Consider the following 21,236-nt stretch of genomic DNA (forward strand, 5'->3'; position numbering starts at 1 on the left):
CGGCCGGGGGAGAGGTGGTCGGCGCGGCGCCCGCGTCGACCTACCGGGTCCAGTTCACGCCCGACTTCACCTTCGCCGACGCGGAGGCCGTGGTCGACTACCTGGACGCCCTGGGCGTCGGCGCGCTGTACGCCTCGCCCGTGCTGGAGGCCGTGCCCGGCTCCACGCACGGCTACGACGTGGTCGACCCGACCCGCGCCCGGGAAGAGCTCGGCGGCGAGTCGGGGCGCGTGGCGCTGCACAAGGCGCTCAAGAGGGCCGGGCTGGGGTTCGTGCTCGACATCGTGCCCAACCACATGGCGGTCGGCCACGACGACGTCAACCAGTGGTGGGCGGACGTGCTCCGGCACGGCCGGGGGTCGCGGTACGCGAAGTACTTCGACATCGACTGGGACTCCGGGCCGCTGCTGCTGCCCTTCGCCGCCGACGAGGAGTCGGAGGAGGAGCACGAGCACTACCGGCTGGCGTTCTGGCGGCGCGGCAACACCGAGCTGAACTACCGCCGGTTCTTCGACATCACCACGCTGGCCGCGGTGCGGGTCGAGGACCCCGAGGTGTTCGACGCGACCCACGGCGAAGTGCTGCGCTGGGTCGCGGCCGGCGAGGTCACCGGGCTGCGGGTCGACCACCCCGACGGCCTGGCCGACCCCGGCGGGTACGCGCGGCGGCTGCGGGAACGCGCCGGCGTGTGGCTGGTGGTGGAGAAGATCCTCGGCGCGGACGAGCGGCTGCCCGTGAGCTGGCCCGTCGACGGCACCACGGGCTACGACGCGCTGCGCGAAGTCGGCGGGCTGTTCGTGGACCCGGCGGGCGAGGCGGCGTTCACCGCGCTGGCCGAGGAGCTCGGCGTGCCCACGGACTTCGCCGCCGTCGAGCACGAGTGCCGCGACCTGGTGGCCCGGACGATCCTGCGCGCCGAGGTGCGGCGGATCGCCGCCCTGGTGCGCGACGCGGACCGCGAAGAAGCCGAACGGGCGGTCGCCGAAGTGCTGGTGAACTTCCCCGTCTACCGCTCCTACCTGCCCGAAGGGCTCGACGCGTGGACGGCGGCCGTGCGGGCGGCGACGTCGCCCGCGGCCCGGGAGCTGGACCGGCAGGTGCGCGCCGAACCGCACGGCGAACTGGCCACCCGCGTCCAGCAGACGTCCGGCATGGTGGTCGCGAAGGGCACCGAGGACACCGCGTTCTACCGGTACACCCGGTTCGTGGCGCTCAACGAGGTCGGCGGCGCGCCGGACCGGTTCGGGGTGCCGCCGGAGGAGTTCCACGCGCGCGCGGCGGCACGGGAAGCGGGCTCGCCGACGACCATGACGGCGTTGTCGACGCACGACACGAAGCGCTCGGAGGACGTGCGGGCCCGGCTTGCCGTGCTGGCCGAGCTGCCCGGCGAGTTCGCCGAGTCGGTGCGCCGGTGGACCGCCGCGCACCCGATCGGCGAACCGTCCCTGACCATGCTGGCGTGGCAGTCGCTGGTCGGCGCGTGGCCGATCACCGCCGACCGGATGCGCGCCTACCTGGACAAGGCGGCCAAGGAGTCGAAGGTCCGCACCACGTGGGTCGACCACGACGAGGCGTTCGAGGCGGCCGTGGCGGCGTGGCCCGAGCAGGTGCTGTCCGGTCCCGTGGCGGCCGAGGTGGCCTCGTTCGTCGAGCGGATCGTCGTGCCCGGCTGGTCCAACGCGCTCGGCCAGAAGCTGGTGCAGCTCACCGCGCCCGGCGTGCCGGACGTCTACCAGGGCAGCGAGCTGTGGGACCTGTCGCTGGTCGACCCGGACAACCGGCGACCGGTGGATTACGAGGTGCGGCGGCGGCTGCTGGACCGGCTCGACGACGGCTGGCTGCCGGACGTGGACGACTCGGGCGCGGCCAAGCTGCTCGTCGTGCAGCGCGCGCTGCGGCTGCGCCGCGACCGGCCCGAGCTGTTCCGCGGCTACCGGCCGCTGGAAGCGTCCGGGCGGACCGCACCGCACGTAGTCGCCTTCGAGCGGACGGATCTGATCGCGGTGGCGACCCGGCTTCCGGTGGGATTGGCGAACGCGGGCGGCTGGGGCGACGCGGTGCTGCCGCTGCCGCCGGGTGAGTGGACCGACGTGCTCACCTCCCGCCCGGCCGACCCGTCGCTGGCCGGGATGCTGGACCGCTACCCCGTGGCACTGCTGGTAAGAGGAGATCGGTGAGTTTCTCGGTGTGGGCCCCGGCGCGCGAGCGCGTCCGGGTGCGGGTCGACGGTCGGGACCACGAGATGACCGCCGGCGCCGGCGGGTGGTGGCACGCCGACGTCGACGGCGTGGACTACGGGTTCCTGCTCGACGACTCCGACGACGTGCTGCCCGACCCGCGCTCGTCCTGGCAGCCGGACGGCGTGCACGGCCCGTCCCGCGTCTACGACCACTCGGCGTTCGAGTGGACCGACCAGGCGTGGACCGGGCGCGCGCTGCCCGGCGCGGTGATCTACGAGCTGCACATCGGCACGTTCACGCCCGCCGGCACGTTCGACGGCGCGGTGGAGCGGCTGGACCACCTGGTGGACCTGGGCGTCACGCACGTCGAGGTGATGCCGGTGAACTCGTTCGACGGCACGGCGGGCTGGGGCTACGACGGCGTGCTGTGGGGCGCGGCGCACGAGCCGTACGGCGGACCGGACGGGTTCAAGCGGTTCGTCGACGCCTGCCACGCGCGGGGCCTCGCCGTGCTGCTGGACGTGGTCTACAACCACCTCGGGCCCTCCGGCGCGTACCTCGACCGGTTCGGGCCGTACTTCGCGGGCAGCAACGACTGGGGACCGGGCCTCAACCTCGACGGCGAGGACTCCGACGAGGTGCGCCGCTACGTCATCGACAACGCGACCGGCTGGCTGCGCGACTTCCACGTCGACGGGCTGCGGCTGGACGCCGTGCACGCCCTCGTGGACCGCAGCGCGCAGCACCTGCTGGAACAGCTGGCCGTCGAGGTGGACGCGTTGTCGGCCACCGTCCGCAGGCCGTTGACGTTGATCGCCGAGTCGGACCTCAACGACGCCCGGCTGGTGACCGCGCGCGAAGGCGGCGGCCTCGGCCTGCACGCCCAGTGGTCCGACGACCTGCACCACGCGCTGCACGTGGCGTTGAGCGGCGAGACGACCGGCTACTACCCGGACTTCGAGGGCGCGCTGGGCAGGACGCTGCGCGAGGTGTTCTTCCACGCGGGCACGTGGTCGTCGTTCCGGGGCAGGCGCCACGGCCGCCCGGTGGATCGCGACCGGCTGCCCGGCTACCGGTTCCTGGCCTACCTGCAGAACCACGACCAGGTCGGCAACCGCGCCACCGGCGACCGGCTGTCCGCCTCGGTGCCGTGGCGGCGGCAGGTCGTGGGCGCGGCGATCGTGCTGTGCTCCCCGTACACGCCGATGATCTTCATGGGCGAGGAGTGGGCGGCGAGCACGCCGTGGCAGTTCTTCGCGTCGTTCCCGGACCCGGAGCTGGCCGAGGCCGTGCGCACCGGGCGGCGGCGCGAGTTCGGCCGGCACGGGTGGGGCGAGTCGGAGGTGCCCGACCCGATCGACCCGGAGACCGTGCGGCGGTCGACGCTGCGCTGGGACGAGGTGTCCGAGCCCGGCCACCGGGAGCCGGCCGACCTCTACCGGGCGTTGATCGCGCTGCGCCGGTCGCGCCCGGAACTCGCCGACCCGCGTCTGGACCGGTTCACCGTGCGTGAGGAAGGCCACGTGCTCGTGCTGCACCGGGGCTCGCTGCGGGTGCTGTGCAACCTCGGGGACGACACCGAGGTGCGGCTCGACGACGAGGTGGGCGAGGTGCTGCTCACGTCGGCGGAGGTGGGAGTGGACGGGCAGGTGGTGCGCCTGCCCGCCGACTCCTTCGCCATCGTCGACCGCGCGTCGGTCACTACCCCGGGTCGGGGATGAGCCAACCGACCTCGGTGAGCTTCTCGGCCAACAGCCGACCGGCCGACTCGACCTGGTCGGCCAGCTGTCTTCGCACCTCCGGGCGGTCGTCGCCGGAGTACTGAGCCGCGTCGTAGGCCGCGACCAGACCGCGTGCGGCGTTCACCACCTCCACCCCGGGCCACTCGGGCGCGGCGACGTGGCCGTCGGCCGGTTCGGGCACGGGCTCGGCGGAGGCGTGCACGGCGCGCACGGCCTGCCTCGGTCCCAGCTCGGTCGAGAGGTCGAGCAGCTTCAGCGCGATGGTGTGCAGCTTCACGTTGTGGTGCTGTGACATCCGCACGAGCAGCTGGAACCCCTCTTGGGGCGTGCAGCCCTGCACCGCGGATATCAATCCGGTGGCCTGCCCGATCACGGTGCGCGTCTGCACCGCTTTGCGCAGCCCCACGATCTCGGCCTCGAGGCTGGCGATCCGCGCGGTCAGCGAATCGTCATGCCCGTTGTCCCCGACCACGGTCGGGCTCCTCTCTCGCACGTCGGTACCGGTCAGCCAGGCCAGCGGTGCGAGAGCGTCCGGACACGCGGGTGCCAGCACCCGGCAAGCCCACAGCTCTCGCTGACCCTGGTGCCCTCGCGGGCGCCGGGTGGCTTGCGGCTGGCTTTTCAACCGCGTAGACGATCACCGTAGTAGAGGACGGGCGGTGCGGCGCAACTGGAGGGGTTCCAGCGTGGCGGCGGCCCGCGGAACTCGTCGCCCGCCGGGGCGGCGCGCACCGCCCGCGGCACGGTCGGGTCGGCGTCGGCCGCGAGGTCGGGGCGCGACCCGTTCACGGCCCGCTCCGGCGCGTCGACCGGCTATAGCAGCAGCATCGGCCCGGCGCCCGGCAACTTGCGGCACTCCACCCCTTCAGGGGCTTTCCACCGGCGCGGAACACGGTCTTCGGGAACCGCCCACCAGCCCTCCTGCAGGGCACTGACCTGGCCCGGAGGGCGGTCCGCGGCGACAGTCACGAGGTGTGCGATCACGGATCGGCGTTTCCCCGTCCGGGCGAGGGGTATCCCCTGGGAGACGGAGAAGAGCCCAGACGAGAGGAACGGCCATGGGGACCGACGACAAGATCAGCAACAAGGCCGAGGAGCTCAAGGGCAAGGCGAAGGAAGCCGTCGGCGACGCCACCGACAACGAGCAGTGGCAGGCCGAGGGCCGCGCCGAGCAGACCAAGGGCTCGCTGAAGCAGGCCGGCGAGAAGGTCAAGGACGCCTTCCGCGGGGACAACCGCTAGACGTGCCGCCGGCTCGTCACGCCTCCAGCGCCGCCGAGTTCGTGCCCCCCGAGGGCTCGGGCTTGGCGGCGCTTCGCCGTGCCGCGGCCGACTGCCGGGGCTGTGAGCTGTACGAACCGGCCACCCGGACCGTGTTCGGCGCCGGACCGGCCGACGCCCGGCTGCTGCTCGTCGGCGAGCAGCCCGGAGACGTCGAGGACCGGCAGGGCGAGCCGTTCGTCGGACCCGCGGGCAAGCTGCTGGACAAGGCGCTCGACGAGGCCGACCTGGCACGTGAGGGCGTCTACCTGACCAACGCGGTCAAGCACTTCAAGTTCGTGCCCGCCGAGCGCGGCGAGCGGCGCATCCACAAGACGCCGACGCGCGGCGAGGTGGTCGCCTGCCTGCCGTGGTTGCACGCGGAACTGGCGCTGATCCGGCCCGAGCTGGTGGTGTGCCTGGGCGCGACGGCGGCCAAGGCCGTGCTGGGCCCCTCGTTCAAGGTCACCGAACGCCGCGGCCGGGTCGAGCGGGCCGAGGACCACGACGTGATCGCGACCGTGCACCCCTCGGCGGTGCTGCGCGCCCCCGACCGTGACGAGGCCTACCGCAAGTTCCTGGCCGACCTCCGGGCCGTGCGCGCCCACCTGGGCCGCGCCGCCCGGCGGGGCGCCGGAGAACGTGAAACGGCCCCCTGACCGCTTCCCGCACCAGGTGCGGGCCGAGCTGGACTGGGCTCGGGGTCACGGGGGCCGGGTGGCTGCCTGGGATTCGCCCAGACCACCTGGGAAAGGTCGGTCCTAGCGGACAGCCACCTCACGACGAGTCCTATAGCTATTCAACTTGGGACCACCTCCTTCCTCGTGTGCCACGAACCTATGCGAGCCCCCGCGACCCTCGCAACGGATATTCCGCGACCGATCCGGGACGCGGGAACCGGTGCGGCGCGACGTCCGATTCCCGCCGGAACGGACTGCGTCGCCCCGGCACGATCTGGGCATGGACTTCGACGGCAAGGTCGCCCTGGTCACGGGCGGCAGCAGGGGTATCGGCGCGGCGACCGCGGTGCGGTTGGCGGAGCTGGGCGCGGACGTGGCGATCACCTACCGGACCAGCCCGGGTGACGTGGTCGACCGGGTGAAAGGGCTGGGGCGGCGGGTGGTGGCCGTGCGGGCGGACAGCGGCGACGCGGAGGCCGTGGCCGCCGCCGTGGAGGAGACCGTCGCGGTGCTGGGGCGGCTGGACGTGCTGGTGAACAACGCCGGCGAGTTCATCGTCGGACCGGTGGAAGAACTGGGGGTGGCGGAGTTCGACCGGACGTTCGACGTGAACGTGCGGGCGGCGTTCGTGGCGGTCAAGGCGGCGCTGCCGCACCTCGGCGACGGCGGGCGGGTCATCGGCATCGGCAGCAACGTGGCCGGGCGGGCGGTGTTCCCCGGCTTCTCGCTCTACGCGGCGTCGAAGGCGGCGCTGGTGGGGATGACGAAGGCGCTGGCGCGTGAGCTGGGGCCGCGGGGGATCACGGTGAACCTGGTGCACCCCGGTGCGACGGACACCGACGCCAACCCGGCGGACGGCGCCGGCGCCGACGTCGTGCGCGGCTTCACGGCGGTGGGGCGTTACGCGGAGCCGTCGGAGATCGCGGCGGCGGTGGCGTTCCTGGCCTCCGACGAGGCCCGTTACGTGACGGGCGCGCAGCTGCACGTCGACGGCGGCTTCACCGCCTGACCACCGCGAGAGTCCAACGCCCACGCCGCGAGAGTCCAACGTCCAGGACACCTGAGTTCAACGCTCGACGCCGGGCTGGTGGCGCGTGAACGTCGAACTCGGGGTGCGCGAACGCAGGACTCTCGCGGACTGGGGGTAGGACTCTCGCGGGATCAGCTCGCGTTCACGTCGATGCAGGCGTAGAACGCGTTGGAGGTGTCGCCGATGTTCCAGATGGCGAGCACCGTCTGACGGCCGGACGCACCCAGGTTCACCGTGTGCGACACGGTGGCCGGGGGCTGCTGCATGCCGCCGTCGACGAAACCGACCCGCCTGCCGCCGACGTAGTACTCGTAGTTCGCGGTGCGGTGCCGTGCGGTGAAGGTCCAGTTGAAGGTGACGGTCTGGCCGGTGTTCGCGACCTGCCAGCCCTTGTTGTTGTCGTTCAGCTCGGCGAACCGGGCGACGCCGCCGTTGCAGCTGCGCAGACCCTTCGGGCCTTCGACGCTCTGCGGCTCCCACTTGATGTCGCCGCACGACACGACACCGCGGGCGCACTGCGCCTGACGGCTGGCCGGCGACGAGACGTACCCGTGCGCGAACGCGGGCGCCGAGGGCAGGGCGACCGTCACGAGCGGCGCGGCGAGCACGCCTGCCGCCACCGCGGCGATCCTTCGGCGGAGTGACATGTGGACTCCTCTGATCGGATGGGCGGAAACGCTTGTGGCGAACGCCGACCCGAGCGCGCTGGGTGGTGCGTTCACCCAAACGCGGCGGCCGGTCTAGACCATACTCTCTGTGATTGGTCGGTGACAACAGTCAACTGGTCGGTTCAGGCCCAGATGTCCTGCCCGGGTGACATGGCGGAGTCCGGCATGGGTGGCGCGGGCTGGTCGGCCGCTGCGCCCGGAATCGTCTGGACGTCATCAAGGAACGCCTGCTGACGAGGAGATCCCCCGGTGATTCCCACCCAAGTTCCGAGATCTCGCGAGCACTGAGCGGGTCGTGCGCAACCCGGTCAGCGGCACGAGCGGCTGCCACCGGGCATCAGAGGTCGAGCACCGGATCGAACCCGAGGACCGGGTGGGCCTGGCTTCCACCCTCCGACGTCACGAGCACCGGCACGCGGCCAGGTCCACCGCGACTCCGCCGCCACCCCGATCATCGGGACCACTCACCGGTCGCCGCACGCGTCGAGCAGCGGCGCCACCTCGTGCGGCACCGCACCCGACGCCTCCAGGCCATCCCGCCGCCGACCAGCACCAGCACCGGCCGGTCGACGGGCAACCCGATGCCGCCCAGCCCGGCCTTCGGCCCGGCCCGCACCCTGTCCGCGATCGGCGACCGCACCGGCGGGTCGGGGCCGTTCGTCGTAGGGGCGGTGGCCGTCGGGCGGATTATCCGTTCGGCCACTCCCGGACCTGTGCCCGTTCGTGCATGATGGAATCGGGCGGTATCGGGGAGGCGGCCGGTATGACCGTGGAAACACCAGAAGAACTGTCCTCGGACTTGTTGGACCTCACTTCGACGTCGTTGTCCGAGATGAGAACGCTGCGCGACACCGTGCTCGACCAGGCCGTTCGCCGCACGCTCGACCGGTTCCGGTCGGGCGACTTCGGCAGTTCGGTCCAGGAACAGGCGGGACAGGGGTGAACCAGGTCGGGCTGAGCACTCACCGCTTGCCCCGATTCGTGTTCGACGAGATCTGCGCGGGATCCGTGTCCGCAGCCGGAATCGCACTTTTGCGGAGAACCCAGTACAGCATCCGCAAGCTGCGCCTGCGCGCATTCCTGGAAGCCGCGTCCCCGATCGCGGACCGGCTCGGCCCTTTCGCCGACCTCGACGGCGCGTGGACGTTGTTGTCCGATGTGGAACGGGTCGCGCCGGAAGTGGTCGAAGACGTCCTGATGCACCACTCGGTCGGCGTCTGGCTCAGCCGCGCCCTGCGCCAGGTGCTGGGCACGGCGGCCGACGCGACACCGCTGTGGTCGGAAGTCGGCTGGTTCCACGCCGTCGCCGCCGCCGCGGCCGTCCGGAGTGGACAGCCGTGCGCGGTCACCGTGCCGGTGGTGCACGGCGCCGTGACGCTGCCGACGGTCGGCGCGTACCGCCTGGGCGGGCGCTTCCCCGTCGGCCAGGCGAAGGTGGTCAACTCGGCGTCCGGCACGGTGGTCGAGGTGCCCGGACCCGTGCGGTGGCAACCGGTCCGGCGGCACCGCGGATCGGCGCGCGGCCGCACGATCGACGTGGTGGTGGACGACCTCGGCCCGTACCGCGAGTTCGGCGGGCCGGTGCCGCCCGGCCCGCTCGGCGACGGCGAGTGGGACGAGTGGGTCAAGTACCTGGACGAGGCGTGGGAGCTGCTGACCGCACGGCACCCCGGCGCGGCGGAGGAGCTGTCGGCCGGGCTGTCGACCGTGGTGCCGCTGGACGCGCGGCGGGACGTGTTCGCGGCGTCCTCGTCGGCGGCGTTCGGCGCGATCGCCATGTCGCCCAAGCGTTCCGCGACGGAGTTCGGCGAAGCGCTCGTGCACGAGCTGCAGCACTCCAAGGTCAACGCGCTGCTCGACCTGGTCGACCTGCACACCTCCGACGGCGCGGCGGCGCACTACGCGCCCTGGCGGGACGACCCGCGACCGCTCGACGGGCTGCTGCACGGCATCTACGCGTTCGTCAGCGTGGTGGAGTTCTGGCACACCCAGCGCGGCCTCGCGCCCGCGGCACTGGCCCGGCGCGCCGAGTTCACCCTCGCCCACCGGGCCCGGCAGGTCGGGCACGCCGTCGACGGGGTGCGGAGCTCGGTCGAGCTGACCGACCTGGGGCGCGAGTTCGTCGCGGCGGCGGCCGTGCGGCTCGCGGCGTGCCGTCCGGTGGACTCCCCGCCCGACGTCGTCACCGCCGTCGAGGAGATCACCGCCGAGCACGCGATGACCTGGCGGCTGCGGCACGCCCGCCCCGACCCGCGCGCGGTCCTCGACGCGGTCGCGGCCTGGCTCGACGGCCGGCCGCCCGGCCACCCGGGCCGCGGCTCGGTCGTGCCCGCGGCCGGGTCGGGCGAGTCGCTGCTCGCGGCGCTGCTCAAGCTGCGGGTGCTCGACCCGCGCGAGTTCGACCGGGCCCCGCACCGGGACGGGCCCGACCACGCCTACCTGCGCGGCGAGCGGGACTCGGCCGCCGAGGGCTACGCCGCCAGGCTGCGCGCCACACCGCACGACGTCGCCTCGTGGGCGGGCCTGGGCCTCGCGCTCGACTCGGACGCGATGCGGCGGGCGCCGGAGCTGGTGCGGGCCGTGCACCGCGCCGTGGCCGTGCGGACGGGCGCCGCGCCGTCACCGGTGCGGCTGGTGGCCTGGTTCGACGGGTCCACCGGCACGGCGCCGGCCGGGTCGGGCTGATCAGGCCGGCGGCCGTCCGATCCACAGCCACCCGTTCCCGGGGTTGCCCTCGCCCTCGTCGCGACAGCGGGTGTACGTGTCGTCAGAAGGGTCGACGGCCAAGGAGTGCAGGATGTCGGACACCACTGCGACCAGGTCGCGGTCCTCGTGCCGCACCACTGCCGCCCGCGCGGCGTCGCCGTGGATCAACCTGCTCAGCGGCCAGGAAGGCCAACACGCCGTCCCCCGTGCCTTGGCGGTCGACGGCGGCACGGTCGATCCCGAGGTGGGCGATCACGTCGTCGGTCAGCTCGGACACCCGCCGCTGTGCCATCTCGCGCAGCTGCCAGGACCGCGTGGAGTAGCCGACCACGTCGAGGTTGAAACCGATCGCAAGCGACGCGGCCGCGACGCCGACCCATCCAGGACGTTCACCGTCTTCTCCTTCGGGCAGGGCAGGTTCCCCCGGGTGCCGGGTCGGCTCCGGAGCGGGTTCGTGTTGTCCGGCGGCAGCCGGGACTCGCGCCACGCCCCGGTGTGGGCGCGCGCGTGGTCGGTGACGTCTCGGCCGGTGGAGTCGGGGAGCCGGTGGGCGGCGGCTCCACCGGCCGGGGCGTCAGAACTGCATCGTGTCGGTGTCGCAGTTCGCCCGGGCGAACTGGGTGGCCGCGATCGTGCCGGGGTGCTCGTCGCCGAGGACCTTGCGGTAGCTCGTGACCGTGCGGGCGTGCAGCACCGCCGCCGCGTTCTCGTCACCGAGGTCGCCCAGGTCGATCGACAGGTTCAGCGCGACCGCGAGGGTCGACGGGTGCTCGGGGCCCAGCGTCCGGGTCGACCGTTCGAGGGTGTCCTCGTCCAACGCCCGGGCCTCCGCGTGGTTGCCCTCGGCGGCCAGGTCGCTGGCCAGGTTCGTCGCCGCCACCAGGGTGAACGGGTGGTCGGCGTCGAACACGTCGGTCAACGTCGCGCGCAGCTCCCGGTTCAGGGCCAGCGCGGCGTCGACCTCGCCCCGCGCCCGGTGCGTCACGGCCAGGCCGATCCCGGTGACCAGCGTGTACGGGTGGTTGCGGCCCACGATGCGCTGGAACGTCTCGTGGCTGCGCCGCGCCAGCTCCAGCGACCGGTCGAGGTCGCCGAGGTGGCGCAGGTCCAGCGCGAGGTTCATCCGCGCCGTGGTGGTGTCGATGTGCTCGTCGCCGTGGCGCTTGCGGTAGCGCCTGATGACGTCTTCAATCAGCTCCTTGGCGCGCACGTGCTCACCCGCCTTGCGCAGCGCCACCGCCAGGCTCCGCGACGCGCCGATCACCTGCGGGTGGTCCTCGCCGAGCAGTTCCCGCTGCACGGCCAGCGAATCCTCCTGCTGCCGCGCGGCCTCGGTGTAGCGGCCCAGCTCCCGCCGGTCCATGCACGTGCTGTTGAAGGAGGCGAAGGTGAGCGGGTGGTCGCTGCCCATGACCGCGTCGCGCCGGTGCAGCACGTCCTGGTCGATCTCCAGCGCCTTGGCGTAGTCGCCCATCAACCGGAACGAGCTGGCCAGGTTGTTGGCGTAGGACAAGGTCTGCGGGTCGTCCACGCCCAGGATCTCGACGGCCCGGTCGTAGATGCGCTGCCTGGTCTCCAGCTCCTCGCGGAACACGCCCTGCGCCCGCTGGTCCAGGGCGAGGGTGTCGAGCATGTTCAGCATGCCCTCGTGGTCCTCGCCGATCACCTCGCGGAACAGCTCGTAGGTCCGCTGGTTGAGCGTGCGGGCTTCTTCGATCCGGCCCAGCCTGCGCAGCGAGATGCCGTACCGGCGGGTGATCTCCAACGTGTCGAACTCGCGTTCGCCCAACGACTTGCGCCACGACTCCGACGCCTGGCCGGCCAGGTCGCGCGCGCCGCCGAAGTCGCCGGCGTTGAGCAGGTACCGGACCAGGTTCATCACCAGCACGCGCACCCAGCGGTCCTGGCAGTCGACCACCTTCGACACCAGGGCGTGCGGCATCAGCTCGGCGTAGCGCGGCCAGTTGGTCGAGGCGTCCGGGTCGCCCGGGTCGCCGTTGACCAGCAGCACGTGCACCGCGTGCCGCATGCGGTCCTGCTCGTCGTTGTCCAGCCGGTTCTTCAGCACGGTCTGCACGAGGCGGTGCAGCTGGAGGGCGTTGTTGCGGTGGTCGATCTTGGCGAGGCTGTACCGGCTGATCTCGCGGATCGCCCGGCTGAGCTTGATCGGATCGCCCAGCGCCTCGCGCAGCGCGTCGGGCACGGGCATGTCGCGCACGCCGCGGAACAGCTTCTGCGAGATGGGCTCGGGGCCGAAGAACGCGCACACCTGCAACAGCTGCAAGGCGGCCCGGTGGTCGTTCTTCAACCGGTTGAGCGGCACGTTCCACGCCGCCGCGACCGGGAGCTGGTCCTCGCTGGACGTGCCCGCCTCCAGCAGCTCGGTGCGGTTCTGCTCCAGCAGCTGGAGGTACTCCGAGACCTGCATGCCGGTCTGCGCCCGCCACGCGGCGGCCTGCTCCACGGCCAGCGGCAGGTCGCCGAGGGCCTCGGCCAGGGCGTCGGCCTCGGCGTCGTCCAGGTCGCCCGCGCGGCGGTGCAGCAGCTCGATGCTCTCGGCGCGGGTGAACAGGTCCACCGCGACCGGCCGGGCGAAGCCGCCCCACTCCGAGTTGCGGGACGTGACGACGATGTGGCCGGTGCCCGCGGGGAAGTACTGGCGCACGTCCTGCGGCCGGTCGGCGTTGTCGAACACCAGGATCCACCGGCGGAACGGCTCGCCGCGGCGCAACGCCTCCAGCACCGCCGGCACCGCGGTCTCGGCCGAGCCCGAGGCGGCGACGCCGATCCTCTTGGCCAGCTCGACGAAGTTCGCCTTGATCTGCGCCGGCTGCTCCGCCGGGATCCACCACACGACCTCGTACTCCGAGGCGTGCCGGTGGATGTACTCGACCACGGTCTGCGACTTGCCGACACCGCCCATGCCGTGCAGCGCCTCCGGCAGCACGGCGGTCGGCCCGGCCTCGCTCAACCGCAGCCGCAGCGACTCCAGCAGGTCGTCGCGGCCGACGAAGTCCGGGTTGCGCAACGGCACGTGACCCCACACCTGCGGCTGTGTGGAACCGGGCAGCCGCTCGCCGGTGAACAGTGGGCTACCGGGAGCGTTCACGTCTTCTCCTTCGCGCGGCAGCGACCCGACCACTGGCGCCGGTGGTCGGGTGTCGAGATTCGTCACAGAGTTGTTCTCCTGGTCGGGTGTGCCGCCGTCCGGACCCGCGGGCGGGACACGGGTCGGATCACCCGGGCCCAGCACCTCTCGGATGCGTTTGGACCGGCGGGAGTACGCGGCCCCGGAGAGGGCGCGGAACACCGCTTCCTGCACCTTCAGGTACGGCACGTTCTCCGGCGTCGGTGCCGGTTCCGGGGTGCGGTCCGGCTCGTCCAACGCGAGCCGGTAGTTGTGGACGGCCTCGTTGTCGGCGCCCGCGTAGGCGTCGAGCACGCGCGCGACGCGGGCGGTGTCCGAGCGCCGCGACGTGGCCAGCAGCTCCTCCCGCACACCGGCGTCGAAGTCGTAGGCGACGGCGTCGGTCGCGCCGTTGGCCCCGGGCAGCCGCGTCATCAGGCCGCCGAGCATCACCTCGGCCAACGCCGAGAGGTCCGAGCCGGGCAGCAGCACGCGCTGCACCAGCCCCATCAGCTTCGGGCTCAACGGCGTCGCGGCCAGCAGCCCCGCGAGCTGGAACCCGTCCACCGACGCGTAGGTGCGGAACCTGAGCACCCGTTCGACCGCGCTCACCGGCTCCTCGGCGGCGGGTTCCGCCGGGGGCGCGGTCTGCGGGGCGACCACCGCGGCCGTCGTCTCCACCCACTCCGAGCCCGGCGAGGTGAGCAGCCTGGCCCAGCCCGCCATCCACTCGGCGGACAGGCCGAGCACCGGCACCGGTGTGCCGCCGTCGACCTCGCCGGCGACGCGCAGCCTGCGGTTCGGCACGCCGGGCGCGGGCGCGGACAGCCGCACCCGCCTCGTCGGCAGGCCGCCCCACGACCACAGCCGCTGCGCCAGCGTCTGCACCACCGCGACCGGCATCGACCGGCCCCAGGCGTGCAGCACGTGCCCCACCGCGCCGCTGTGCCAGGCGCGGCCGACGGTGTCGGTCAGCACCAGCACGATCCGGTTGCCCGACGGCTCGACCAGGTAGCGCCACTCGTGCCGGGCGCCGCCCTCGGACCGCAGCACCACGTCCCGTGCCGCGGTGCGCGAGCTGTCCAGCTCGTAGGTCCGCACGTCCCGGAACGCGCCCTGCCGCTCCAGCAGCACCCGGAACTCCCGCACGGTCTGCCGCCACAGCTCGGCCGCCACGGTCGTGTCGACGACCAGCGCCACCTCGAACCGCCGCCACGGCGCGGCCCGCCACTCCGGCAGCCACAGCCCGTCCCGGGCGGCCCGCACCGCGGTCGCCTCCTCGTCCAGCACCGTCGACCGGGGCGACGGCCGGCGGCGCGCCAACGGCCGCAACGCCCGGCTGATCCCGCGCCGCTCCGGCAGCGCGGGCACGGTCGGCCAGGCCGACCCCGCGCTCACCGCGCCGCCCGCCGCGGGCACCGGGTCGGCGCGGACCAGCGTCGTCGCCGTCCGCACCCACCGCTCGACCCGGCCCGGGTCGGGTTCGACCCGCGACTGCGTCCACGCCTCCCGGTCCGCCCCGGGCTCCGGCGCGACGTCCGGCGGCGGATCGTCCGACGACGGCGGGGGAGGGGTGGGCGGGTCGTCGTCCCGGGGTTCGCGCGCGGTCGCGGTCGGCTCGGACCCGGGTGGGCGCAGCGCGCCGGCGAGCCACAGCGAGTCCCGGACCTCGCGGAAGGTCAGGTCCGCCGTGCGCAGCACCTCCACCCGGCTGTCGGTCGCGTCGAGGTGCTGCAGCAGCACCCGACCGGCCGGCGGCTCGGCCCGCGGTCCGCTCATCCGGCCTCCGCGGCCAGCGGGTGCCAGATCGCCTTGAGCAGCTCGGCCCACTCCTCGTCCGGCTGGTAGGACCCGGAGGTGGCCAGGTGCACGGCGTTGAGCAGCTGGTCGGCCGACACGGTGCCGACGTCGGCGCGGTGCGCCAGGAAGTCCGAGATGAGCCTGGCGACGTCCACGCCGTGCGCGTCGCCGAAGTGCACCGCCACCATCTCGGCCAGCTGCTCCTTGCCCGGCTGCGGCACGTGCAGCCGCAGGCAGCGGCGCAGGAACGCGGGCGGGAACTCGCGCTCGCCGTTGCTGGTGATGATCACGATCGGGAACTCGCGGCAGCGCACGACGCCGTGGTGCACGGTCGCGGTGTGCCCCCGGTCCTGGGTCAGCACCTCGACCTCGTCGCGGTGCTTGGCGTACCGGACCAGCTCCGGGATCTCGTACTCGCCTTCCTCGAACGTGGTGAGCAGGTCGTTGGGCAGGTCGATGTCGCCCTTGTCCAGCTCGTCGATCAGCAGCACGCGCGGCAGGTCGTGGGGCAGCAGCGCGGTGCCCAGCGGCCCGAGGTGGACGTAGTCGCCGATCCCGGAGTCCGGGTCGTTCGCGCCCACCGCCTGCACGCGCGCGATGGCGTCGTAGAGGTACAGGCCGTCCTTGAGCGTGGTGCGGCTGGTGATCGGCCAGCGCAGCACCGGGCCCAGGCCCAGCTCGCGCGCCACCAGGTAGGCCAACGACGACTTGCCCGTGCCGGGCGCGCCCGTGACCAGCAGCGGGCGGCGCAGCCGGATCGCCGCGTCCACCATCGCGACCTCGTTCGGGTGGGGTGTCCGCCGCACCGCGCGCACGCCGCCCACCCGGCGGTCGCCCTCGCCGCCGTCGTCGGCGGGCCGCGACGTGCTGCCGCGACCGGTGAACGTCCGCCACGGCGGGGGCGGCGGCAGGTTCGCGACCGGTGTCCGCGCGACGCCACCCGTGCCGTGGTAGACGGTGCCGGCGTGGACTTCGCCGGAGTGGACAACGCCGTCGTTCATCCGACCGCAACCCCTTCCCGGGGCGGACCCGGTTGGCTCGGCACGACGATCCGCTCCGGGTCGTCGTAGAGGATCGTCAGCGCCTCGCCGACGTGGTGGCGTTCCTTGAACGCCGTGTTGCGGGCCAGGCGGACGCGTTCCAGCAGGTGCAGCTCGTCCTGGCCGTGCAGCACGGACTCGACGACGTCGCCGAACTCCGGGGTGCCGCAGTCCTGCCGGTGCCACACCACCAGGGGCACGCCCGCCTTCACGCCGGCCGCGACCTCGTCACGGCCCGCGTGCTCCGGCGACGGCGGCGCGCTCAGCACCAGGGACACCAGCCCGCGCTCGGTGTTGAACCGGGTCAGCAGCTCCCGCAGTCCCTGCTCGGTGCCGCTGAGCGCGCGGCAGGTCGAGGTGCGCGCGAGCCCGGCTGACCGGCCCAGCTGCCCGGTCAGCTCGGTCCACCGCTGCCGCCACTCCCGGTGGTACTTGCGGGTGGTCATCCGTTCCAGGCTGCGCACCACCACCGGGTAGCGGCAGCCCATCGGCACGACCACCTCGTCGTCGCTGTTCTCCCACGGCCACTGGTCGACGTCGAGGTTGAGGTTCTCGTAGTCGAGCACGAACTCGATGCGGATGTCCGGGCTGTACTGCGCCCAGTCGTCCTCGACCCGCTCGATCAGCGCGGCGACCTGCCGCTTGACCTCGTCCAGCGTGCCGACCGAGTCCGCGCCGTGCAGCGGCGACCACGGCGCGGGCCGGCCGAGCTGCCGCCAGTGCGACAGGCGGAACCTCTCCCCGCTCGGCCCCTCGCGGCGCAGTTGCAGCACGAGGTAGGCGGGCGAGCCGGGCGGCGGGGTGAGCGGCTCGGCGGTCTCCGGGCGCAGGCTGTCCCGGACCGCGGTCAGCTCCGGGAGCAGGTTCATCGACACCGCCTGCGACTCGGTCCACCGGTGCAGCTCGATCGCCAGCTCGGTGCGCACGCGCGCCGCGATGTGCTCGACGAACACCAGCGGCCGTGGCACGCCGTCCGCGCCCGCGTTCAGCGTCTCCAGGACCCGGAAGACCTCGGGGTAGGTCGTCGGCCCGTACAGGCTCGGCGCGGTCGGACCGGCCACGACGCGGTAGATGTCCGCGATGTCGGGCACGACGACGCCAGCCAGCAATGTGAACAGCCTTGCTCGTTCGTGGGTCGGGAAGAGGTCCAACGGCGTCAGTTCGGCGACGACGCGGCGCAATTCAACCATCGACTGCGCGTCGTGGTCGAAGCGGCTCACGATGCGGACCAGTGCCGACAGGCGTTCGGGACTCTGCTGGCAGACTTCGGCGAGGTTGAACAGGTGCCCGATCGCGGTCTGGTGCTCCTCGACCATCAGCGTTTCCCGCAATTCCGCGGACATCATGCGGATGACCAGCACCCGACCGGCGCGATCGGCCAGGCTCGGGACGCGCGCCAGCACGTCGACCAGTGGCATGAGCAGCCCCCGGCCGCCGTCATCGTCCGCATGGACCATCGGTGGTCCCCCGTTCGAGCGGTCTGCGCCCAGTGGTCAAACCCCTTCCGGTATCGGCCTGTTCCGGGTTGCACGTTACGGATTGTCGGTACCGGTCGGGGGGTCATTCATTGCGCAATAGGGTGTCAATCCGGACCATTGGTGTGGAATCCTCGCCTTCCACCACGTGCAAAGCGTGGCGGAGGGCATTCAGGCCCCCTTCGTGATCGAGGCACGCCAGCAGCAGGCCGCTCACGTGCAGCGCGTCGGTCGGGTGGTGCGGCACGAGGGCCGTGATCGCGGGTGGCAGCAGGTCCAGCACCAGCCGGCGCGAGTCCTCCCGCCGCATCGACGGCAGCGCCATCAGCGCGTGGAAGAGGGCCTCGGCGTCCGGCACGCGGGCGTCGAGCAGCCAGACCGGTTCGGGCACGTCGGGCACCCGCACGAGCCGGTGCCGGTCGTGGTCGGTGAGCGGGTGGGCTCGGGCGTAGCCGTCCGTGACCGCGATCGTGACGGGACGGGTGGTGGCCGCGTGCGCGGACCGCAGGGCGGCCGAGCCGAGCACGGCGAGCGCCGTGGAGACCTCGCCGTGAGCCATGGCCAACCGTAAGCGGAGCGGGCTCGCGGACGAGTCGTTGTGCCGGTGGACGGCTTCGGTGAGCCGTACCGCGAACCGGGCCGACGGCGGTCGCGTGAAGAGGACGTCGTGGTGGCCGGGCGCGGCGCGGGCGGGCCCGTCGAGGACGGCCGCCAGCAGCCGCCGGCCCCGGTCGAGGTCGGCGGCGGCGTCGGTGGCGATCGCGACGACGGCGTGCCCGGGCGCCAAGCGCTACAACTCCAGCCCCGTGAGCACGAGGACCCGCTGCTCGGTCAGGTCCTCCATCGCCGCGCGCACCCCTTCCCGACCCGTTCCCGACTCCTTGACCCCGCCGTACGGCATCTGGTCGGCGCGGAAGCTCGGCACGTCGCCCACGATCACCCCGCCGACGGCCAGCCGCTTGGCGGCCCGGAACGCCACCCGCACGTCGTGCGTGAACAGGCCCGCCTGCAACCCGAACCGGGACGCGTTCACCCGGTCGAACGCCTCCTCGACCGACGGCACCGGGTCCAGCACCACGACCGGCCCGAACACCTCCTCGTCCACCACCTTGCACCCCGGCGGCACGTCGGCCAGCACGGTCGGCTCGTAGGCCGCGCCCGTCCGCCGGCCGCCGACCAGCACCCGCCCGCCCGCCGCCACGGCCTCGTCCACCCACGCCTCGACCCGCCGCGCGGCGGCCTCGTCGATCAGCGGGCCGACGTCGGTGGCGGGGTCGGCCGGGTCGCCGGTGCCGAGCTTGCGCACGTGCGACACCACGGCTTCGGCCAACGCCGGGTACACGTCCTCGTGCGCGTACACGCGCTGCACCGAGATGCACGACTGCCCGCCCTGGTACATCGAGAACGTGGCGATGCGCTGCGCGGCCCAGTCCACGTCCGTCCAGTCCGGACAGACGACGGCCGCCGCGTTGCCGCCCAGCTCCAGCACGACGTGCTTGCGCGGCACCCGGTCCAGGATGGAGTGGCCGACCGGCCCGGAACCGGTGAACGACACCACCGGCAGCCGCGGGTCCTCGGCCAGCGCGCCCGCGACCTCGTTGGGCACCGGCAGCACCGACCACGACCCGGCGGGCAGGTCCGTCTCCGCCAGCAGCTCGCCCAGCAGCAGCGCGACCAGCGGCGTCGTCGGCGCGGGCTTGACCACTATCGGCGCGCCCACCGCCAGCGCGGGCGCGACCTTGTGCGCCACCAGGTTCAGCGGGAAGTTGAACGGCGCGATGCCCAGCACCGGTCCGCGCGGCGCCCGGCGCACCAGCGCCAGCCTGCCGTTCGCCGCCGGGTCGGTGTCCAGCCGCTGCAACTCGCCGGAGAACCGGCGCGCCTCCTCCGCGGCCCAGCGGAACGTCGACACCGCACGGGTCACCTCGACCCGCGACCACTTCACCGGCTTGCCCGACTCGGCGGTGATCAGCGAGGCCACCTCGTCGGCGCGCTCGGCCAGCCGCCGCGACACGTGGTCCAGCGCCGCCGCCCTGGCGTGCGCGGGCAGGTCGGCGAACCCGCCGGCCACGGCGTGCGCGGAGGCGACGGCCCGCTCCACGTCCTCGGCGGTCGCGTTGGACGTCACGCCGGCCCGCGCGCCGTCGTGCGGCGTGCGGATCTCGACCAGGTCCTCGCTCGTCGCGGGCTGTCCCGCGACCCAGTACGGCGTCGTCACTGAAGGGCTCCTTCAAGCACGTCCAGGCCTTCGGCCAGCAGCCCGTCCGGGATGACGAGCGGCGGCAGCAGGCGGATCACGTTCCCACGGGCACCGCAGGTCAGCACGATCACCCCGGCGGCGTGGCAGCGGGCCGCGACCCGGGCCGCCTGGTCGGCGGAGGCCAGCTCCACGGCCAGCATCGCGCCGCGGCCGCGCGCCTGCACGACCACGTCCGGCGCGAGGCCGCGCAGCCGGGGCAGCGCGGTCGCCTCGATGCGCCGGGCGGCGGCGACGAGGTCGAGGTCGCGCATGGTGTCGATCGCGGCGACGGCGGCGGCGCAGGCGATCGGGTTGCCGCCGTACGTGCCGCCCAGCCCGCCCGCGTGCACGGCGTCCATCACGTCGGCGCGCCCGGTCACGGCGGCCAGCGGCAGCCCGCCCGCGACGCCCTTCGCCGTGGCCACGAGGTCCGGCACCACGCCTTCGCGGTCGCACGCGAACCAGTCGCCCGTGCGGCAGAACCCGGTCTGGACCTCGTCCGCGACCAGCAGGACGCCGTGCGACCGGCACCAGTCGGCGAGGGCCGGGAGGAAACCCGGCGCGGGCACGATGACACCGCCCTCGCCCTGGATCGGCTCGACCACGACGCACGCGACCCCCTCCGGCCGGTCGACCGCGGCGACGGCCCGCCGCGCCGCCTCCGCGCCGGTCAGGCCGTCGCGCAGCGGGTAGGAGCCGGGGACCCGGCGCACCCCGGGCGTGAACGGGCCGAAGCCGCGCTTGTAGGGCATCTCCTCGGCGGTCAACGCCATGGTGAGGTTCGTGCGGCCGTGGTAGCCGTGGTCCAGCGCCACGACACCCGGCCGGCCGGTGGCGTGCCGGGCGATCTTGACCGCGTTCTCCACCGCCTCCGCGCCGGAGTTGAGCAGCACCGAGCGCTTGTCGTGGCCGCCGGGCGTCAGCTCGGCCAGCCGTTCGCACACGTCCAGGTAGCCCTCGTACGGCGTGACCGTGAAGCACGTGTGGCTGAACCGGTCGACCTGCTCGCGCACGGCGCGGGCGACGCCGGGCGCGGGGTTGCCGACGCCGGTCACCGCGATGCCGGAGCCCAGGTCGATCAGCCGGTTGCCGTCGACGTCGACCAGCAGGCCGGGCTCGGCGTGGTCGACGAACACCGGGAGCACCGAGCCGACGCCCGCCGCGACCGCGCCCGCCCGCCGCCCGGCCAGCTCGCGTGACCGGGGTCCGGGGATCTCCGTGCGCAGTCGGGACATGGGTCCAGCATCGACCGGTCGCCCGCCGGACGACAGTGTCCGCGGTGGCGAACCG

At 73.4% G+C, this 21,236-nt stretch carries 18 protein-coding genes; 7 read left to right on the forward strand and 11 right to left on the reverse strand.

All coding sequences use genetic code 11. The features are described from left to right. The first annotated feature begins 14 nt into the window (after window positions 1-14). A complete protein-coding gene (treY, locus tag EDD40_RS34770; RefSeq protein ID WP_123746662.1) occupies window positions 15-2,177 on the forward strand; it encodes a malto-oligosyltrehalose synthase in 2,163 nt (720 codons plus the stop codon). Continuing rightward, window positions 2,174-3,901 (forward strand): malto-oligosyltrehalose trehalohydrolase, encoded by a 1,728-nt coding sequence (gene treZ, locus EDD40_RS34775; RefSeq protein WP_123746663.1) that lies wholly within the window; start codon window positions 2,174-2,176, stop codon window positions 3,899-3,901. Before treY ends, treZ begins: the two co-directional genes overlap by 4 nt. On the opposite strand, the gene EDD40_RS34780 is transcribed toward treZ, so the two are convergent. Together EDD40_RS34780 and EDD40_RS42070 are read right to left on the reverse strand one after the other, a co-directional pair. After that, window positions 3,882-4,394, reverse strand: coding sequence for an ANTAR domain-containing protein (locus EDD40_RS34780; RefSeq protein ID WP_123746664.1), 513 nt, complete (start codon window positions 4,392-4,394; stop codon window positions 3,882-3,884). The genes treZ and EDD40_RS34780 overlap by 20 nt on opposite strands. A 149-nt stretch (window positions 4,395-4,543) precedes the next feature. Beyond that, entirely contained in the window at window positions 4,544-4,711 is a 168-nt protein-coding gene (locus EDD40_RS42070) for a hypothetical protein (protein WP_170185294.1), read from the reverse strand. Between the two features lie 269 nt (window positions 4,712-4,980). On the opposite strand from EDD40_RS42070, the gene EDD40_RS34785 reads away from it, so the two are divergent. The 3 genes from EDD40_RS34785 (at window position 4,981) to EDD40_RS34795 (ending at window position 6,870) form a co-directional block, all read left to right on the forward strand. Next, window positions 4,981-5,163: a CsbD family protein gene (locus EDD40_RS34785; protein WP_123746665.1), complete on the forward strand. Its 183-nt coding sequence runs from the start codon at window positions 4,981-4,983 to the stop codon at window positions 5,161-5,163. A 2-nt stretch (window positions 5,164-5,165) separates the two neighbouring features. Further along, the gene (locus EDD40_RS34790) at window positions 5,166-5,840 is read left to right on the forward strand and encodes a UdgX family uracil-DNA binding protein (protein ID WP_123746666.1); all 675 of its coding nucleotides are present in this window, start codon (window positions 5,166-5,168) and stop codon (window positions 5,838-5,840) included. A 301-nt stretch (window positions 5,841-6,141) separates the two neighbouring features. Next, window positions 6,142-6,870 carry an SDR family NAD(P)-dependent oxidoreductase gene (locus EDD40_RS34795; protein WP_123746667.1) on the forward strand — a complete coding sequence of 243 codons (729 nt, stop codon included), beginning with the start codon at window positions 6,142-6,144 and terminating at the stop codon, window positions 6,868-6,870. 152 nt (window positions 6,871-7,022) lie between these two features. Here EDD40_RS34795 and EDD40_RS34800 read toward each other — a convergent pair whose 3' ends face one another. Both EDD40_RS34800 and EDD40_RS34805 read right to left on the reverse strand, forming a co-directional pair. After that, window positions 7,023-7,538 (reverse strand): lytic polysaccharide monooxygenase auxiliary activity family 9 protein, encoded by a 516-nt coding sequence (locus EDD40_RS34800; RefSeq protein ID WP_123746668.1) that lies wholly within the window; start codon window positions 7,536-7,538, stop codon window positions 7,023-7,025. A gap of 472 nt (window positions 7,539-8,010) precedes the next feature. Next, a complete protein-coding gene (locus EDD40_RS34805; RefSeq protein WP_148088986.1) occupies window positions 8,011-8,262 on the reverse strand; it encodes a hypothetical protein in 252 nt (83 codons plus the stop codon). Window positions 8,263-8,286: 24 nt separating this feature from the next. Here EDD40_RS34805 and EDD40_RS41185 point away from each other — a divergent pair, with 24 nt between their 5' ends. Continuing rightward, window positions 8,287-8,502: a hypothetical protein gene (locus EDD40_RS41185; RefSeq protein WP_148088987.1), complete on the forward strand. Its 216-nt coding sequence runs from the start codon at window positions 8,287-8,289 to the stop codon at window positions 8,500-8,502. A gap of 89 nt (window positions 8,503-8,591) precedes the next feature. Next, window positions 8,592-10,244 carry an aKG-HExxH-type peptide beta-hydroxylase gene (locus EDD40_RS34810; protein WP_148088988.1) on the forward strand — a complete coding sequence of 551 codons (1,653 nt, stop codon included), beginning with the start codon at window positions 8,592-8,594 and terminating at the stop codon, window positions 10,242-10,244. On the opposite strand, the gene EDD40_RS34815 is transcribed toward EDD40_RS34810, so the two are convergent. From EDD40_RS34815 to gabT, 7 genes are all read right to left on the reverse strand, one after another. Then, entirely contained in the window at window positions 10,245-10,496 is a 252-nt protein-coding gene (locus EDD40_RS34815; protein WP_148088989.1) for a hypothetical protein, read from the reverse strand. It lies immediately after the preceding gene. 343 nt (window positions 10,497-10,839) lie between these two features. Further along, complete coding sequence (gene fxsT / locus EDD40_RS34820) at window positions 10,840-15,171, reverse strand: FxSxx-COOH system tetratricopeptide repeat protein (protein WP_123746672.1); 4,332 nt, start codon at window positions 15,169-15,171, stop codon at window positions 10,840-10,842. After that, on the reverse strand, window positions 15,168-16,193 hold the full coding sequence (locus tag EDD40_RS34825; RefSeq protein WP_123746673.1) for an AAA family ATPase: 1,026 nt from the start codon (window positions 16,191-16,193) through the stop codon (window positions 15,168-15,170). The genes fxsT and EDD40_RS34825 overlap by 4 nt, the downstream gene beginning before the upstream one ends. Further along, on the reverse strand, window positions 16,190-17,689 hold the full coding sequence (locus EDD40_RS34830) for a VMAP-C domain-containing protein (RefSeq protein ID WP_148088990.1): 1,500 nt from the start codon (window positions 17,687-17,689) through the stop codon (window positions 16,190-16,192). The genes EDD40_RS34825 and EDD40_RS34830 overlap by 4 nt, the downstream gene beginning before the upstream one ends. A gap of 103 nt (window positions 17,690-17,792) precedes the next feature. Continuing rightward, window positions 17,793-18,494, reverse strand: coding sequence for an effector-associated domain 2-containing protein (locus EDD40_RS34835; RefSeq protein ID WP_123746675.1), 702 nt, complete (start codon window positions 18,492-18,494; stop codon window positions 17,793-17,795). Window positions 18,495-18,497: 3 nt separating this feature from the next. Then, complete coding sequence (locus tag EDD40_RS34840) at window positions 18,498-19,925, reverse strand: aldehyde dehydrogenase family protein (protein ID WP_123746676.1); 1,428 nt, start codon at window positions 19,923-19,925, stop codon at window positions 18,498-18,500. Then, the gene (gene gabT / locus EDD40_RS34845) at window positions 19,922-21,181 is read right to left on the reverse strand and encodes a 4-aminobutyrate--2-oxoglutarate transaminase (RefSeq protein ID WP_123746677.1); all 1,260 of its coding nucleotides are present in this window, start codon (window positions 21,179-21,181) and stop codon (window positions 19,922-19,924) included. Before gabT ends, EDD40_RS34840 begins: the two co-directional genes overlap by 4 nt. Window positions 21,182-21,236 lie beyond the last annotated feature (55 nt).

The sequence above is a fragment of the Saccharothrix texasensis genome, from assembly GCF_003752005.1.
GTDB lineage: Bacteria > Actinomycetota > Actinomycetes > Mycobacteriales > Pseudonocardiaceae > Actinosynnema > Actinosynnema texasense.

What these genes read in the sequence shown, in the direction of transcription:
- EDD40_RS34825 (WP_123746673.1), bottom strand. Translation starts at nt 16,193, where the DNA reads ATGAACGACGGCGTTGTCCACTCCGGCGAAGTCCACGCCGGCACCGTC.
- gabT (WP_123746677.1), bottom strand. Translation starts at nt 21,181, where the DNA reads ATGTCCCGACTGCGCACGGAGATCCCCGGACCCCGGTCACGCGAGCTG.
- EDD40_RS34795 (WP_123746667.1), top strand. Translation starts at nt 6,142, where the DNA reads ATGGACTTCGACGGCAAGGTCGCCCTGGTCACGGGCGGCAGCAGGGGT.
- EDD40_RS34785 (WP_123746665.1), top strand. Translation starts at nt 4,981, where the DNA reads ATGGGGACCGACGACAAGATCAGCAACAAGGCCGAGGAGCTCAAGGGC.
- fxsT (WP_123746672.1), bottom strand. Translation starts at nt 15,171, where the DNA reads ATGAGCGGACCGCGGGCCGAGCCGCCGGCCGGTCGGGTGCTGCTGCAG.
- EDD40_RS34830 (WP_148088990.1), bottom strand. Translation starts at nt 17,689, where the DNA reads ATGGTCCATGCGGACGATGACGGCGGCCGGGGGCTGCTCATGCCACTG.
- EDD40_RS41185 (WP_148088987.1), top strand. Translation starts at nt 8,287, where the DNA reads ATGATGGAATCGGGCGGTATCGGGGAGGCGGCCGGTATGACCGTGGAA.
- EDD40_RS34800 (WP_123746668.1), bottom strand. Translation starts at nt 7,538, where the DNA reads ATGTCACTCCGCCGAAGGATCGCCGCGGTGGCGGCAGGCGTGCTCGCC.